This window comes from Saccharopolyspora sp. ID03-671 (assembly GCF_045278815.1).
Taxonomy (GTDB): Bacteria; Actinomycetota; Actinomycetes; order Mycobacteriales; family Pseudonocardiaceae; genus Saccharopolyspora; species Saccharopolyspora ipomoeae.
In genome coordinates this window covers 3,898,460-3,914,511 of record NZ_CP134054.1, presented here as the reverse complement: position 1 = coordinate 3,914,511, position 16,052 = coordinate 3,898,460, and the positions used below count along the sequence as shown (strand labels likewise).

Genomic DNA, 16,052 nt, shown 5'->3' with positions numbered 1-16,052 from the left:
AACGACGCTCCACAGTGGACTTCGGGTTGACCGGGAACATTCCGGGTGAACGGGGGACGTTTCAGGTGAACAGGCGGTTCAGCTCGACCGCGAGCCCGTCGTCGGCGACGGTGCCGATGGTGGCGTCGGCGGCGGCGCGCAGGTCGAGCGGCGCCTGCCCCATCGCCACGCCGCGGGCCGCCCAGCTCAGCATCTCGAAGTCGTTGGTGCCGTCGCCTGCGGCGAAGGTGCGATCCGGGACGATGCCGAGTTCGGTGCGCAGCTTCTCCAGCGCAGCCCCCTTGGACAGGCCCTCGGGGACGACGGTGACCCAGGGCTCGTAGGTGTCGACGGTGATGGCGCACTGCGGCAGCCGGACGTCGGCGAGGGTGGTGGCGAGCTCGGCCGGGTCGTGGCCGGTCCACTCGGCGATGAGCCGGGGCACGGGTGCGGCGGTGAGCTCGTCGAGCGGCGTGAGCCGCTGCGGCCCGTGCAGCTTCTCGGGGTCGAACGGCGCGGAGACGAGGTTGCCGACGCCGACGTCCTCGGCGGCGTAGATGCTGCCGGGCAGGTGCTCGCGGAGGGTCCGCAGCACCGGGGTGGCGTCGAAGGACGCGACGGACACGGGCTCGCGCCGCGCCACGTCGACCAGCACAGCACCGTTGGAGCACAACGCGAATCCGCTGGTCAGACCCAGTTCGTCGAGCACGGGCACGGTCCCGAGGAAGGTCCGCCCGGTCGCCACGACCAGTTGCGCACCGCCCTCGGCCGCGCGCCGCACGGCGTCCTTCACCGCTGCGGAGATCGCGTCGGTCTCCGGATCCAGCAGGGTCCCGTCGATGTCCAGGGCGACCAGTTCGGGCTTGAAGTCAGCGCTCACCCGTGCAGGCTATCCGCGCGTCGAAAACCGCGGTTTTCATCGCGCGAAAACCGCGGTTTTCGTCGCGCGAATGCAGCGGTTTTCGTCGCGGGGGTGGTGGGGTGGGGTGGCCCTGCGCGGAGTGGGGGTTGCGGGTGGGGGTGGCGTGGCAGGATGGGGCGGGTGGATTCCCCGGACGTCCGGAATGTCTGAGTTCATCGGAAGGGCATCGTGAACACGGCACCCGAGCAGCGCTGGGCAGGCCCGTTGTCGGCTGCCGTGGCGCGGTTGTGCGCGGAGTTGCAGCCCCGGGTGTCCGAGCGCACCGCCGAGGGGTTCGGCGAGGTGTTGCACCGGCTCGGAGCGCCGCTGCAGGTCGCGGTGGCCGGTCGGATCAAGTCCGGCAAGTCGACCCTGGTCAACGCGCTGATCGGGAGGCGGGTGGCGCCCACCGACGTCGGTGAGTGCACTCGGCTGGTCACCCGGTTCCAGTACGGGACGGTCGACCGCGTCGAGGTCGTGTTCCACGACGGGCGCAGGCAGACCGTGCCGTTCGACCCCACCGGGGGCATCCCCGCCGACCTGGGCGTGGACTTCGACGAGGTCTCCCACCTGGAGGCCTACCTGACCAACGCCGTGCTGCGCGATCTCACGGTGATCGACACCCCGGGCCTGGGCTCGCTGGACTCCGACTCGGTCGCGCGCACCGAGCAGGCGCTCGGGACCCAACAGCTCGATCCGGTCTCGCGCGATGCCGTGATCGGCGCCGAGGCCGTGCTCTACGTGGTCACCCAGGGCGTGCGGGCCGACGACGAGCAGGCGCTGGCCGCCTTCACCGCCGCCACCGCCAGCCGCGAGGCCGGTCCGGTGAACGCGATCGCGCTGCTCAACAAGGCCGACATGATCGAGGCCGACACCGTCGAGGGCTCCGGCGACGAGCTGTGGAAGGCCGCCGAGATCCTGGCCGCCAAGCAGTCCGCGCTGCTCAAGCCGAAGGTCGCCGACGTGCTCCCGGTGATCGGGCTGCTCGCCGAGACCGCCGAGACCGGCGGGTTCACCGCGCCCGACGCCGAGGCGCTGCGCTCGCTGGCCAAGCTCGACGAGGACACGCGGGAGACGCTGCTGCTGTCGGCGGACCTGTTCACCAGCTGGGAGTGCGAGGTCCCGGCGGGCACCCGGACCCAGCTGCTGGAGCGGATGGACCTGCACGGCGTGCGCTGCGCGCTGGAGGCGCTGGACGCCGAACCCGACATCACGGCGGGGGAGCTGCGGCGCCGCATCCGCGACGCCTCGGGCCTGGCGTCGGTGCTGAGCAGGCTGGACTCGGTGTTCCGGGTCCGCGCGGACGGGATCAAGGCGGCCGCCGCGCTCGCGTCGATCACCGCCCTCTCGCAGGCCTCCGGCGACCGCGACGAGCGGCGCGAGGTGCACGACGCGATCGAGGGCCTGCTGGCCCGGCCGGAGGCCCACCAGCTGCGCGTCCTGGAGGCGTTGACGCTGGTCGCGGCCGGTGCGGTGGAGATGCCCCCGGACCTGGCCGACGAGGTCATGCGGGTCGGCAGCAGCACCGATCCCGGCGAGCAGCTCGGCGGTCCCGGCCTGCCGCAGGCCGAGCTGACCGACCTCGCGCTGGAGCGCGCCAACTGGTGGCGCTCGTTCTCCTCGTTCGGTGCCACGCCCGCCCAGAGCCGGGTCGCGCACGTGGTGCACCGGGCTTACTTCCTGATCTGGCAGCAACTGCGAACCAGGTGATCACCGTGCGGAGCTGGAGGCGGTCCAAGAAGTCACCCGAAAGCGGAACCGAGGTCCTTTCGGGTCCGTCTGATCCCCACGAGACCGCCGAACAGGCCTCCGACGCAGACGCCGATCAGGGGACAGACATGACCGCCGTGACCAGCGAAACCGTCATCGACCCGCTCGAACAGGCGCTGACCGACCGCGCCGCGCTGATCCAGCTGTGCGTGTACGCCGTGGACCGGGCCCGCAGCGCGGGCGTGGCCGGACGGCTCGCGGACGGCCTCACCCGCATCGGCGTCACCGCGCTGCGCCCCGACGGCGAGCGCTTCGACCCGGGCCTGCACGAGGCCGGCGGCACCCTGCCCACCGACGATCCCGAGCTCGACGGCGTCATCGCCGAGACCGAGCTGCTCGGCTTCGCCGACCGGGACCGCGTGCTGCGCACCCCGGTCGTGACCGTCTACCAGCTGCGCAGGTGAACCGGTACCGTCGCCTGGGACCTACCGAGAGGACGGCATGACCACGGCGCCTGGTGTTGCTGCCGCCGCGCTCCCGCAGCAGGTCAAGCAGACCCGGGACAAGCTGCTCGGGTTCCTGCGCGAGGCGGACCCGACCGCGTTCGAGTGGGTGGAGCAGGTCCGCCGCAGCCGCCCCGGCACGCCCAGCGCGGTCGTCGTCGGCGAGACCAACCGCGGCAAGAGCTCGCTGGTCAACGCGCTGCTGGAGCACCCGAACCTCTCGCCGGTGGACGCCGACGTCGCCACCAGCACCTACCTGCGGTTCGAGCACGGCGAGCAGTGGTCCGCCCAGGCCTGCTATCCCGGCCAGCAGGACCCGGTGCCGTTCGACCTCGACGAGCTGCCGAACTGGACCAGCGCCGACCGCGACCTGCCCGAAGGACAGCTGCCGCCCCGCTACGTGCGGGTCACCGCGCCGCTGGCGGAGCTGACCGAGCTGATGCTCGTCGACACCCCCGGGGTCGGCGGGCTGGAGGAGCTGCACGGCGAGCTGGCCCGCGAGGCGGCGGTGTCGGCGACCGCGCTGCTGTTCGTCGTCGACGCCTCGTCCCCGTTCACCCGCGGCGAGCTGGAGTTCCTGCAGCAGGTCGGCGAACGCGTCGAGACCGTGGTGTTCGCGCTGGCCAAGACCGATCAGCACCGCGGCTGGCGGCAGGTGCTCGCCGAGGACCGCAGGCTGCTGGCCGAGCACGCGCCCCGGTTCGCCGAGGTGCCGATCTTCCCGGTCTCCGCCCGGCTGCACCTGCGCGCCGCGCAGGCCCCGGATTCGGCCAACGCCGAGCTGCTGCGCGGCAAGTCCGGCGTGGTGGAGCTGCGCGAGGAGCTGCAGCGGCTGATCGCCGGCCGGTCGGCGATGCTCGGCGAGGCCAACACGATGCGCGCGCTGTCGACCGTGCTCGGCGAGCTCACCGCGACCCTGGAGGCCGAGAAGCGGGCGCTGACCGTCGGCGAGGACGAGGCCGAGTCGCTGCGCGCCCGCCGCGACGAGCTCAGCACCGCCCGCCGCTCCTCGACCCGCGGCTGGCAGGTCAAGCTGCGCGGCGAGATCCAGCGGACCCGGGTGGAGGTCAGCCACGAGGTGTCGCGGCAGGTCCGCGACGTGCAGAACTGGTTCCGCCGGTCCATCGACGGCGCCGCCCGCAAGGAGATCGACGACCTGCCCCGCCAGGTCGACATCGCGCTGCAGATGGCCTCGACCCGGATCGCCGCGACGCTGTCGACGCGCCTGGCGGCGGTGGCCGAGCAGGCCCTCAACGACCTGTTCTCCGCCGAGGAGCTGGACGTGATCCGCTCGCAGTTCGCGCGCGGCGCGCAAGCGCCGATCCAGCTGCGCCCGCCGGACCGGCGTCCGCCCACCGCCGAGGACAAGCTGCTGGTGTTCATGGGCGTTTCCGGCGGTCTCGGCATCGGTCGCGCGGCGGCGATGCCGCTGGCCGGGCTGGGCGTGGCGACGCTGAACCCGGTGGTGCTGCCGGTGACGATCGTGCTCGGCCTGAGCGCGGGTTGGTGGCTGGCCCGCACCCGCAAGCACGCGGCCGACAAGCAGCACCTCAAGCAGTGGCTCACCGATGCCATCGCCGACGCCCGCTCGGCCCTGGACCAGCTGGTCGCCGAACAGCTCATCGAGGCCGAGCAGCAGCTCTCGCTGGCCCTGGACGACGCGTTGACCAGGCGGATCGAGGCGATCGACGCCGAGCTCCGGGACGTCGACAAGGCCCTGAAGATGGACGCCGCCGAGCGCAGCCGCCGGTTGCAGACGGTCGATCGGCGCCTCACCGAGTCCTCCTCCGGCCGCGAGCGCGCCGAGCACCTGCTCTCCGCGATCCGCAACCTCCGCGATTCCTGACCCGCTCAACCCCAGGTCAGGGATCCCGCACCCGGGTGGTGATCGCGATTTCAACGGAAATCGGAACCCTGATCTCCGTTGAAATCGGGTTCTCCCTGACGACGGGTTCTTCCGGGTGGGAACCTGGGGGTTCTACGCTGCGTCCAAAGGTTCGCAGGTGAAGGCGGCGGAGGGTGCCGACGTGTACATCGAGGAGACCGGGACCGGGGACGGGGACATCAAGGTCACCGTCGACGGCGAGGAGTACACCGCCGAGGCCAACTACGACCTCGACGGCGACGGCCTGGACGAGACGGTCGCGGTGATGACCGACGACGGCTACGTCGCCTACATCGACGACAACGCCGACGGCCACGCCGACCTGATGCAGACCATCACCGCCGACGGGCAGGTCCTCGACCAGGCGCGGTTCCACGCCGACAGCGGCGAGTGGACGGCGGAGGCCCCGCAGCAGCACCCCGGCGGCGCCGACGAGCACGCCGACGACGACAAGCAGATGGTCGTCGACACCCCGCAGGGAGACGTGCAGGTCGGACCGGCCACCGAGGACACCAACTCCGACGGGGTCGCCGACACCGCGGTCGTGCAGTCCGAGAACGGCAACACCGTGATGCTCACCGACGTCGACGGCGACGGCGCCGCGGACCAGGTCGTCGAGATCACCCAGACCGGCGACGTGACGATCTCGCACCACACCGGCGAGGGCGAGTGGACCGTGGTCGAGCAGGGCCGGATCGGCGACAACGGCCAGTACGCGCCGAACCGGGCGGCCTCGGCCACCGACGACACGACCTGGACCTTCGACGAACCCGAGTTCCAGCCCCACCCCCAAGCGCCCCCGCCGCCGGCCGACGCGGCCGTCCCGGAGATCTGCGAGGGCGAGCCGGCGAGTTCCGGAAAGGACGACTCCTGGGTGTGACCCCGGGTCGCGGAATTCGCGACGGAATGTGAGTTCACCACCCGCCCGTGGCCCGATTCTCAGGCCATCGGGCGGTTTTTCATTCCGCTGTTCCGCGAGCGGCAACCGCCATTCGGCGGCTGTCTCCGGTTCACCGGTCGTTCGCATGCTGTCCGCTTCGCCGGAAAATCTGGCACCTCACGCACGCCCGGCGACGGGATTTCCGTGACGAGCGGAGAAGAAGTGCGAACTGAATCGATTCCCTTATCGTTCCTGTGAGAGAACCGACAACCCCGATCTTCATTGCGCGCCGTTATCCCCGTTAGCCTCGTTGCATCCCTTTTCCACTTCGCCCGGCTCTCCGGGCCGGGCGAAGCGTTCCCTGCAAACGTCGGCGGGCAGCCCCGTCGGCGACCAATCCGGGCTGTGGCGCCCAGTCAGGAGACACGTCGCGATGACCGCAGTGACCATCCCCGGTCTCGACCAGGCCCCGACCGAGCACGAGCGCCTGTTGTCGTGGGTGCGAGAGGTCGCGGAGCTGACCACACCCGATCGCGTGGTGTGGTGTGACGGTTCGCAGGACGAGTGGACGCGACTGACCGACCGCCTCGTCGAGGCCGGCACCTTCACGCGTCTCGACAAGAAGCCGAACTCGTTCTACGCGGCGTCGGACCCGTCCGACGTGGCGCGGGTCGAGGAGCGGACCTACATCTGCTCGGTCGAGGAGAAAGACGCCGGGGTCACCAACAACTGGATGGACCCGGCCAAGATGAAGGCCACCATGACCGAGCTCTACCGGGGCTCCATGCGCGGCCGCACGATGTACGTCATCCCGTTCTGCATGGGTCCGCTGGGCGCTGAGGAGCCGAAGCTGGGCGTGGAGATCACCGACTCCGAGTACGTCGTGGTCTCGATGCACATCATGACCCGGATGGGCGCCAAGGTGCTGGAGCGCCTGGGCACCGACGCCCCGTTCGTCCCCGCGCTGCACTCGGTGGGCGCGCCGCTGGAGCCGGGTCAGCAGGACGTGCCGTGGCCGTGCAACGACACCAAGTACATCACCCACTTCCCCGAGGAGCGGATGATCTGGAGCTACGGCTCCGGCTACGGCGGCAACGCGCTGCTGGGCAAGAAGTGCTACTCGCTGCGCATCGCCTCGGCGATGGCCCGCGACGAGGGCTGGCTCGCCGAGCACATGCTGATCCTCAAGCTGATCTCCCCGGAGAACAAGGTCCACTACGTGGCGGCCGCGTTCCCCTCCTCGTGCGGCAAGACCAACCTGGCGATGCTGCAGCCGACCATCCCGGGCTGGAAGGTCGAGACCCTCGGCGACGACATCGCCTGGATGCGCTTCGGCGAGGACGGCCGCCTGTACGCGGTCAACCCCGAGGCCGGCTTCTTCGGCGTCGCGCCGGGCACCGACGAGCACACCAACCCGAACGCGATGCGCACCATCGAGAAGGGCAACTCGCTGTTCACCAACGTCGCGCTGACCGACGACGGTGACGTCTGGTGGGAGGGCATGGGCGGCGAGACGCCCGCGCACCTGACCGACTGGAAGGGCAACGACTGGACCCCGGACAGCGACGTCAAGGCCGCGCACCCGAACTCGCGCTACTGCACGCCGATGTCGCAGTGCCCGATCCTGGCGCCGGAGTGGGACGACCCGCAGGGCGTGCCGATCTCGGCCATCCTGTTCGGCGGTCGCCGCAAGACCACGGTTCCGCTGGTCAACGAGTCGTTCAACTGGCAGCACGGCGTGTTCATGGGCGCCACCATGTCCTCGGAGACCACCGCTGCGGCCTCCGGCCAGGTCGGCGTCGTGCGTCGCGACCCGATGGCCATGCTGCCGTTCATCGGCTACAACGTCGGCGACTACCTGCAGCACTGGGTGAACACCGGCAAGGACGCGGACGCCTCCAAGCTGCCGAAGATCTACTACGTCAACTGGTTTCGCCGCGACGAGTCCGGCAAGAAGATCGTGTGGCCGGGCTTCGGCGAGAACTCGCGCGTGCTCAAGTGGATCGTCGAGCGGCTGGAGGGCAACGCCGCCGCCGTCGACACCCCGATCGGCCGCGTGCCCTCCGCCGACGAGATCGACGTCTCCGGTCTGGACACCCCGACCGAGGACATCGAGACCGCGCTCAACGTCGACGTCGACGAGTGGAAGGCGGAGCTGCCGCTGATCCAGGAGTGGTTCGACACCATCGGTGACGACCTGCCCACCTCGATGCGCGACGAGTTCGAGGCCCTCAAGCAGCGCTTGGGCTGACGAACCCGGTCGGTGCGCGACCGGTTCGTCGTGGGAAGACCCGGTCACGCGCCCACCTGAAGCGGCGGTTCCCCTCATTCGCGAGGGGGACCGCCGCTTTTCGCATCGGGCCCAGCACCCCCGCGGTGTGCCGCGCGTCTTACGGGTGTCCCTAAGTGACCTTTGGGTGGGGGAAGTTTTCATGAGAACTTCCCCCACCCCACGGGACCACAGTCCCCACGAGGACCTCATCTGCCCACGAGTGGTGCAGTTTTCATGAAAACTTCCCCGACGCCGGGTGAACGCGGTTTTCATGAAAACTGCACCACTCCCGGACAGCCCAACGCGGTTCCCGGCGCATCTGGCTCCTCCGGCCTGCGACGCTTGCGATCGACCTGAGATCCGGATCACACTGCTTGGGCAGTTCAAGTCCAATCGTTTGCACAAGTCAGTGATCATGCGCGTCTCAACGAGGAGAGCTCGATGGCGAGTGCGTCGTGGCAGGGGACGAATCTGCCCAGGGTCGGTGGGTTCAACCGCGCGGTCGTGCTGGACACGATCCGGCGTCACGGCGAGATCAGCCGCGTGGAACTCGCGCAGCGCACCGGGCTGACCGCCCAGACGATGTCCAACATCGTGCGGGGGCTGATGGACGAAGGGCTGGTCACCGAGAACGGGCACGCGCCCTCCACCGGCGGCAAGCGGCGGGTGCTGCTCAAGGTCGCCCCGGACGCCCACTCCGCCATCGGCCTGCACCTCGACCCCGAGCGCATCACCGGCGTCCTCGTCGACCTCGCGGGCGGCGTCCGGCTGCGCGCCACCCGGCGGCTTCCCCACGACGCCACGCCCTCGTCCGTCGCCGCCGCGCTCACCCGCATCGGCCAGCAGCTGGTGCGCCGTTCCGGGCTCGAACCCGACCGCGTGCTCGGCGCCGGGCTCGCGGTGCCCGGGCCGCTGGATCCCGCGCACCGCAAGGTCCTCGACCCGCCGAACCTGGAGGGCTGGACCGAGGTTCCGCTCGCCGACCTCGTCGAGGAGCGGTTCGCGCTGCCGGTGGTGATGGACAACGACGCCACCGCCGCCGCCATCGGCGAGCGCTGGTCGGGCTGCGCGCAGCGCTCCGGCTCGTTCGTCTACGTCTACCTGGGCACCGGCGTGGGCATCGGCGTCGTGCTCGGCGACCAGGTGCACCGCGGCGTCAGCAACAACGCCGGCGAGATCGGCCACGTGCACAGCGGCGGCGCCCGCGAGTGCCACTGCGGCAGGCGCGGCTGCCTGGAGGCCTACTGCTCGATGCGCGCCGTCGTCGCCGACTGGCGCGCGGCCATCGGCCGCCCAGCGCCCACCTCGGTGGCCGCCGCCTACGACCAGCTGTGCAAGGACGCGGTGGCCGGGGAGGCCGCGGCCCGCAAGGTGTTGCGGCAGACCGCGACCCGCCTCGGCCAGGCCCTCGCCTCGGTGGTCAGCGTCCTCGACGTGGACCGCGTGGTGCTCGGCGGACCCGCGCTGCGGCACGTCTCCGAGCTGGTGCGCAACCGGGTGTCGAAGGTGATCACCGCGCAGGTGTGGGCGCCGCAGGTGCGCCCGGTGCGCGTCGAGTCCGCGCTGATCGGCGAGGACGCCGCCGCGGTCGGCGCGGCGTCACTGGTGTTCGACCACGCCTACTCACCCCGCCTCAACACGCTGCTGGGTTCCTGAGCCCGGCTGGGTTCCCGAATCCGCCTGGGTTCCCGAGACCGCGTCCGCCACGGCGTTGCCGAAGGCCGCCATGCCCTGGGCGTTCGGGTGCAGGGGAGCGGCCCACGAGGTCGGGACGACGCCCTCGAAGTACTTCTGCTCCGGCGCCCGGCACACGTCGTGGCCCTCGCTGACCGGGCCGAGGTCGACGAACGTCGCGCCGTGCGCGCGGGCCCGCTCGCCCAGCCGCTCGCTCAACCTGTCCACACTGGACTGGATGTAGTCGGCGTCGCGGGCCCACATCGGTTCCTTCGGGTAGCAGCCGCCCGGCGGCAGGTAGGTCCCGTAGCCGACCACCACGACCTCCGCGTTCGGCGCCCGGTCGCCGATCTCGTCCAGCGCCGCGTCCAGGTCCGGGGTGAACTCGTCGATGCGCTCGGCCAGCTCGTCGCCGCCGTCGGCGGTGAAGCGGTCCGCGCAGGACGCCCCCACCGGTTCCGGCAGCGCGTTCAGGCAGGACACCGCCGCCTGCACCAGGGACACGTCGTTGCCGCCGATGGTGACCGTGACCAGGTCGGTGGAGTCGCTCAGCGCCTCGTACTGCGGTGGCAGCACGAAGTGCTGGCGGCCGGAGAAGTCCTCGGTGTCGGCGCCCGAGCACGTCACGTCCCGGAGCTGGGCGCCCAACCGCGCCGCCGCGATCTGCGGGTAGTTCATCGTGGACCGGAAGCACAGCAGGTTCGGGTCCGGACCCGGCACCAGCGGCCCGGCCGCCGCGGAATCCCCCATCGCCACGTACTCGAACGCGTCCTCATCCCCTCGTGCCGCCGCATCCCCTCGCGCCGCTGCGGGAACTCCCGCCGTCAGCAACGCCAACACCCCGGCACCCGCGACCACCGGCAACCGCAACCCCAGCACGAAGACCTCCCGAACCCGATCAAGACGACCAAACCTCTCGATCTGAGCACGAGAACCTCCCCGAGAGCCGGGATTGCACCCGCTCGGCGGCCGGGAATCCCCCGATGGGGCGGGCTTTTCGAACTCCGCGGGAAGTTCGTCAGGGCGCGGAGGCGTCGAGGCCCCGGGTCACTGGATGTCGCGGCGGAGCGCTCTGGTGATGCCGGCGGCGACGGTGGTCGCCAGCACCCAGCCCGCCGCGATGAGCGCGACCGTGATCCACTGCGAGGTCCCCGAGGTCCGCCACATCACGTCGTGGCCGAGGTTGATGATCGGCACCAGCTGGTCGACGGTGTAGAGCAGCGGGCTCCAGTGCGGGTGGTCCTCCGCGTTGACCGGCTGCAGCGGACCGTGCGTCGAGAACCACGTGGTGCCCGCCGCCGACAGCAGCACCAGCCAGATCAGCGCGCGCAGCGGGCGGTAGCCGTAGCTGACCGTGATGAGCTGCAGGAAGCTCCACAACCGCACCGGCGGCCGGAACGCCGCGCGGGTGGAGGCCGCGATCGCCTTGTAGCGGCGGCGCTGCTTCTCGATCAGCACCGCGACCGCGTGCTCCTCGTTCCCGTTGTTGCTGAACACCTTCGCGAGCTGGTCGTACGGGCCGGGCTGGTAGCGGTCGCCGGAGTTGGCGCGCAGCCACGCCAGCCGCTCCTGGACCTTGCCGACGTCGGTGGGCTCGACGCTGTCGGTGAAGTTGTCGTAGCTGAAGTCGTCGACGTCGACGCCCCCACCGGCCTCCCACAGCGCCGCGTTGTCGGCCAGCAGCTCGCACTGGGCCTGCCGCAACAGGATTCGGCCCTTCGGCGGCTCCTCGACGCTGAGCGTCAGCTCCTGGGTGACCATGCCGAAACCGTTGATGGCGTTGCGGCTCAACCCGTCTCCGAGCCGCGCGCCGTGGAAGTTGGCCTGCCTGCCGACCTCGGCGCGGCGCAGCTGGATCTCGCCCTCGGCGACGAACGGCCGAACTCCCGATGCGCACACCAGGTCTCGCGCGATCCGCGCGCCGCGCAGGTCGACCGACGCCTTGTAGGCCAGCTTGTGCCGGTGCCAGGCGGGTTTGGTGAGCTCGGTGGAGCGCATGTCGAGGTTCGCGCCGACCGACGCGCCCTGCAGCTGCACCGAACCGGTGACGTCGGCCTCCCGGCAGTCGAAGTTGCTGCCCACGGTCACCCTGCTCGCCTGCAGCACGTCGGTGCGCGCACCGGTCAGCCGCGCCCGGTTGAGCTGGAAGCTGCCGTGCACCCGCACGTCGGTCATCCGCCACTCGCCCCACACCTCGGCCCGGCCTGCGGCGAGGTTGCCGCGGATCTCGGTGCCGTCGAGGTGGATCGCGCGCAGCGAGCGGTCCACGGCGGCCCGCGCGGACTGCGCCCAGGTGAGGTCGATCTGCGCGCCGGAGAGCCGCAGGTCGCCGTCGATGCTGGCGCTGACCATGCGGATCGTGCCGCCGCTGCGGAAGTTCTCGTCCATCACGACGTCGCCGTGCACGTGGCTGCGGTCGGCGATGAGCGTGCTGGTCGGGTCGTCGTAGGGCGATTCACCGCGGCGCGGCGGGCTCATCCCGGGTTCCAGGACGGCGTCGCGCATCCGCAGGTCGCCGGAGATCGTCGCGCTCGGGATGAACACCAGCCCTGCGACGGTGAACGACCGCCCGGTGTTGGGGTCGACGTCGCAGCGCAGCGAGCCGCCGAGCTGGATCCCGTTGGCGTTGAGCGCCAACCGGCCCCGGTTGCGCAGCGATGCCCCGGCCAGCGTCAGGTTGCCGCCGATCTTGGCGCCGGGGATGCGGATCTCGCCCGCGACGCTCATCCGCATGCCGAGCATCGCCCCGGCCACGGTGAGCCGGTCGGCGTAGATGGCCCGGTGCCCGGGGTGGTGCAGTTCGCTGTCGTTGAGCAGCAGCGATCCGCCGAGCTCGGCGTCGGCGAGATCGATGACCCCGCCGCGGCTGGTGCAGTGCAGCAGGTGGGTGTCGCTGGTGGTGCGCAGGTTCCGCGCCTGCATCCCGGGCAGCAGGCAGTCCCGCAGGACCAGCCCCGCCATCGAGGCCTGCCGCACGTCGGGCGAGTGGAGGAACCGGCAGCGCACGAACTCCAGCAGGTAGGGCAGTTCGGCGGCGCGCAGGTTGAGGCAGCCGCTGATCACCGCGTCCTGGATGAGGATCACCGGCTGCTGCCGGGCGCGCCGGGCGAACGGGCGGCGGCTCGTCTCGTCCGGCGACTCGATCAGCCGCCGGGAGAGGAACTCGCCGCGGATCTCCTGGTCGGTCTCGTGATCCTCGGCGTGCACGTCGAGCGGGGCGCCTTCCGGCGTGTCCGGCCTGCCGCTGCGCAGCAGCTCGTCGACCCGACGCTCGGCCGCGGTCTGCGGACCGCTGCCGTTCTCCTTCACCCTGCCGCTCGGCACCCGTTGCCCCCGAAACCCCGTGAAACGTTGTCGATCATCTACCCAATAGGACGCCCGACCACCACCGGAGGTTTCGCCCAGCCCCAGAAAACACCGGGATGGCGTAGATGCGCTGCCGTTCCACGTGAAACGGCCCCGGCGTGTCGGAATTCGACACGCCGGGGCCGTTCGGGGACGTCACTTCGTGTGAATCGGGTCGAGGACGCGCGCGAGGAAGGTGCGGGTGCGCTCCTCCTTCGGGTTGCCGATGACCTCTGCGGGCGGGCCCTGCTCGATGATGCCGCCGCCGTCCATGAACAGGACGCGGTCGGCGACCTCGCGGGCGAACTGCATCTCGTGGGTGACCACCAGCATCGTCATGCCCTCGTCGGCGAGCTGGCGCATCACGCCGAGCACGTCGCCGACCAGCTCCGGGTCCAGCGCGGAGGTCGGCTCGTCGAAGAGCATCACGTGCGGGTTCATCGACAGCGCCCGCGCGATCGCGACCCGCTGCTGCTGACCGCCGGAGAGCTGCGCCGGCATCGAGTCGGCCTTCTCGGACAACCCGACCTTGTCGAGGTTCTCCTTGGCGACCTTCTCCGACTCCTCCTTCGAGCGGCCCAGCACCTTGCGCTGCGCCACCGTCAGGTTCTCCAGCACCGACAGGTGGGAGAAGAGGTTGAACTGCTGGAACACCATGCCGACGTGGCGGCGGGCGCCGTCGAGGTCGGTGTCCGGGTCGGTCAGCTCGGTCCCGTCGACCGAGACCTTGCCCGCCGACGGCACTTCCAGCAGGTTCACGCAGCGCAGCAGGGTCGACTTGCCGGACCCGGAGGGTCCGATCACGCAGACGACCTCGCCGCGCTCGACCTGGAGGTCGATGTCGCGCAGCACTTCCAGCGAGCCGAAGGACTTGCTCAGCCCGGAGAGCTCGATCATCACGTCGCTCACTTGGTGGCCTCCTTGGTCCGGACGCCGCCGAACTTGCGCTCCAGCAGGTCGGAGACGCGCGACAGCGGAATCGTGATGATCAGGTAGCACAGACCGGCGATCAGGATCGGCGTCAGCGACTGGTACTGGTTCAGCGCGCCGCGACCGAACTTCGCCAGCTCGTACTGGTCGACCGACAGGCCCAGCAGGTAGATCAGCGAGGAGTCCTTGGTCAGCAGGATCAGCTCGTTGGTCAGCGGCGGCAGGATGATCCGGAACGCCTGCGGCAGCACCACGGTGATCATCGTGCGGCTCGACGACATGCCCAGCGAGCGGGCCGCCTCGACCTGCCCCTTCGGCACGGCCTGGATGCCCGCGCGGATGGTCTCGGCCATGTAGGCGGCGCCGACCAGACCGAGGCTGAGCATCACGGTCGAGAGGTTGGTGAACTTGACGCCGAACGCGATCGGCAGGCCGTAGCCGAACGCGATGAACACCAGCAGCGCGGGAAGTCCGCGGAACAGCTCGATGTAGCCGGTGGCGAGCCACCGGTAGGGGGCGACCGGCGACATCTTCATCAGCGCCAGCAGCACCGCCAGCGCGAGGCCGAACCCGAAGCCCACCGCGGTGTAGAGGACGGTGTTGAGCAGCGCGGTCGTGATCACGTCGGGGAACTGGGCCCGGGCGACCTCGACGTTGAAGAACGCCCGGCCGATCTGGCCCCAGTCCGCGACGAAGACCAGCGCCACGACGGCCACGATCAGCACCGCGTACTGGATGCCGAGGTTGAGCCGTGCCCGCTGTCGTCGGCCCATGCCTGCCTTGGGCCGCTCGATCTCGGTTGTCATCGACTTCTCTCCATGTATCCGGCGGGAACCGCGACGGTGTTCGCGGCCCCGAGCACCGCTCGGGGCCGGCGTGGTCGACGCCGGCCCCGATCAGGCACGAATCAGCGGGTCACTCCGGCTTCTTGCCGAACCACTTCTCGTAGATGCGGTCGTACTCACCGGACTGCTTGGCCTTGGCCAGCGACTCGTTGACCTTGGTCAGCAGCGCGGTGTTGCCCTTGCGGACGCCGATGCCGTACTTGTCGCCGGTCACGAACTCCTTGGTGACCTCGACGTCCTGGTTGTTCTTGGCGAAGCTGTAGAGCACGCCGTTGTCGTTGATCGCGGCGTCGACCCGGTTGATCTGCACCCCGTTCTGCTGCAGGGCCAGGTCGTCGAAGTCCACGACCTCGTAGCCGAACTCGGCCTTGTGCGCCTCGGCGTAGTCCTTGCCGGTGGTGCCGACCTGCACGCCCAGCTTCTTGCCGCGCAGCTGGGAGAGGTCGGTGATGCCCGAGCCCTTCTTGACCATCAGCGCCTGCTCGGCGTCGAAGTACGGGTCGGAGAAGTCGAGGTTCTGCTTGCGGGAGTCGGTGATCGTCATCGCGGCGGCCGCGACGTCGCACTGCCCGCTGTTGAGCGACTCACCCGACTGGATGCCCTCGTCGAAGGGCGCGTCGACGATGTTCTGCTTCACACCGAGGTCGCGCGCGACCAGGTCCACCAGGTCCACGTCGAAGCCGACGATCTTGCCGCCTTCGCCCGGGAACTGGAACGGCTCGTAGGGCAGGTGGGTGCAGGTGGTCAGCGAACCGGGAGCGATGAGGCTCAGTTCGCCGCCGCCCTGCCCTCCGCCGCTCGTCGTGGATTCGACACAACCTGTCACTGCCACAGCCAAGGTCAGCGCAGGCAGCATTGCCAGCGCACGGAGGGTTCTGCGACGCGCCACGATGTAACTCCTAGTAGGTGAGAACGCGGGTGCTCGAATGGTGCCACTCGATCGGACGTAAACCCAATAGCTCGTGTTGCGAATCCATCAAGTTCGTCGAAAACCGACATCAACCTCCCGGACATCGAACGGCAAACCTGACGCGCCCGCAGCCCCACCGCAACAGGATTTCCGGCCGCCACCCGCAGTCCACCCCAGAACCCACCGGTCAAACCCACACCCTGTGTCCACCACCACGC

General features: G+C 70.2%; 12 protein-coding genes. 6 read left to right on the top strand and 6 right to left on the bottom strand.

Annotated elements, in window-relative coordinates; all coding sequences use genetic code 11:
• Positions 1-61: 61 nt before the first annotated feature.
• Complete coding sequence (locus REH65_RS17915; protein ID WP_406688398.1) at positions 62-859, bottom strand: HAD family hydrolase; 798 nt, start codon at positions 857-859, stop codon at positions 62-64.
• A gap of 210 nt (positions 860-1,069) precedes the next feature.
• On the opposite strand from REH65_RS17915, the gene REH65_RS17910 reads away from it, so the two are divergent.
• From REH65_RS17910 to REH65_RS17885, 6 genes are all read left to right on the top strand, one after another.
• A complete protein-coding gene (locus REH65_RS17910; RefSeq protein ID WP_406688397.1) occupies positions 1,070-2,590 on the top strand; it encodes a dynamin family protein in 1,521 nt (506 codons plus the stop codon).
• A 128-nt stretch (positions 2,591-2,718) separates the two neighbouring features.
• Positions 2,719-3,054: a nucleotide exchange factor GrpE gene (grpE, locus tag REH65_RS17905; RefSeq protein WP_406688396.1), complete on the top strand. Its 336-nt coding sequence runs from the start codon at positions 2,719-2,721 to the stop codon at positions 3,052-3,054.
• 37 nt (positions 3,055-3,091) lie between these two features.
• Positions 3,092-4,939 (top strand): dynamin family protein, encoded by a 1,848-nt coding sequence (locus REH65_RS17900; protein ID WP_406688395.1) that lies wholly within the window; start codon positions 3,092-3,094, stop codon positions 4,937-4,939.
• Positions 4,940-5,096: 157 nt separating this feature from the next.
• Positions 5,097-5,858 (top strand): DUF6802 family protein, encoded by a 762-nt coding sequence (locus REH65_RS17895; RefSeq protein ID WP_406688394.1) that lies wholly within the window; start codon positions 5,097-5,099, stop codon positions 5,856-5,858.
• 433 nt (positions 5,859-6,291) lie between these two features.
• A complete protein-coding gene (locus REH65_RS17890; RefSeq protein ID WP_281457554.1) occupies positions 6,292-8,109 on the top strand; it encodes a phosphoenolpyruvate carboxykinase (GTP) in 1,818 nt (605 codons plus the stop codon).
• A 462-nt stretch (positions 8,110-8,571) separates the two neighbouring features.
• A complete protein-coding gene (locus REH65_RS17885; RefSeq protein ID WP_281457555.1) occupies positions 8,572-9,786 on the top strand; it encodes an ROK family transcriptional regulator in 1,215 nt (404 codons plus the stop codon).
• On the opposite strand, the gene REH65_RS17880 is transcribed toward REH65_RS17885, so the two are convergent.
• The 5 genes from REH65_RS17880 to REH65_RS17860 form a co-directional block, all read right to left on the bottom strand.
• Entirely contained in the window at positions 9,754-10,683 is a 930-nt protein-coding gene (locus REH65_RS17880; RefSeq protein WP_406688393.1) for an SGNH/GDSL hydrolase family protein, read from the bottom strand. The two genes, REH65_RS17885 and REH65_RS17880, sit on opposite strands and share 33 nt — an antisense overlap.
• A 168-nt stretch (positions 10,684-10,851) precedes the next feature.
• A complete protein-coding gene (locus tag REH65_RS17875) occupies positions 10,852-13,128 on the bottom strand; it encodes an oxidoreductase (protein WP_406688392.1) in 2,277 nt (758 codons plus the stop codon).
• A gap of 177 nt (positions 13,129-13,305) precedes the next feature.
• The gene (locus REH65_RS17870; RefSeq protein ID WP_406688391.1) at positions 13,306-14,058 is read right to left on the bottom strand and encodes an amino acid ABC transporter ATP-binding protein; all 753 of its coding nucleotides are present in this window, start codon (positions 14,056-14,058) and stop codon (positions 13,306-13,308) included.
• Positions 14,055-14,852 (bottom strand): amino acid ABC transporter permease, encoded by a 798-nt coding sequence (locus tag REH65_RS17865; RefSeq protein ID WP_281457627.1) that lies wholly within the window; start codon positions 14,850-14,852, stop codon positions 14,055-14,057. Before REH65_RS17865 ends, REH65_RS17870 begins: the two co-directional genes overlap by 4 nt.
• A gap of 142 nt (positions 14,853-14,994) precedes the next feature.
• Complete coding sequence (locus tag REH65_RS17860; RefSeq protein ID WP_281457628.1) at positions 14,995-15,780, bottom strand: transporter substrate-binding domain-containing protein; 786 nt, start codon at positions 15,778-15,780, stop codon at positions 14,995-14,997.
• Positions 15,781-16,052: the final 272 nt, after the last annotated feature.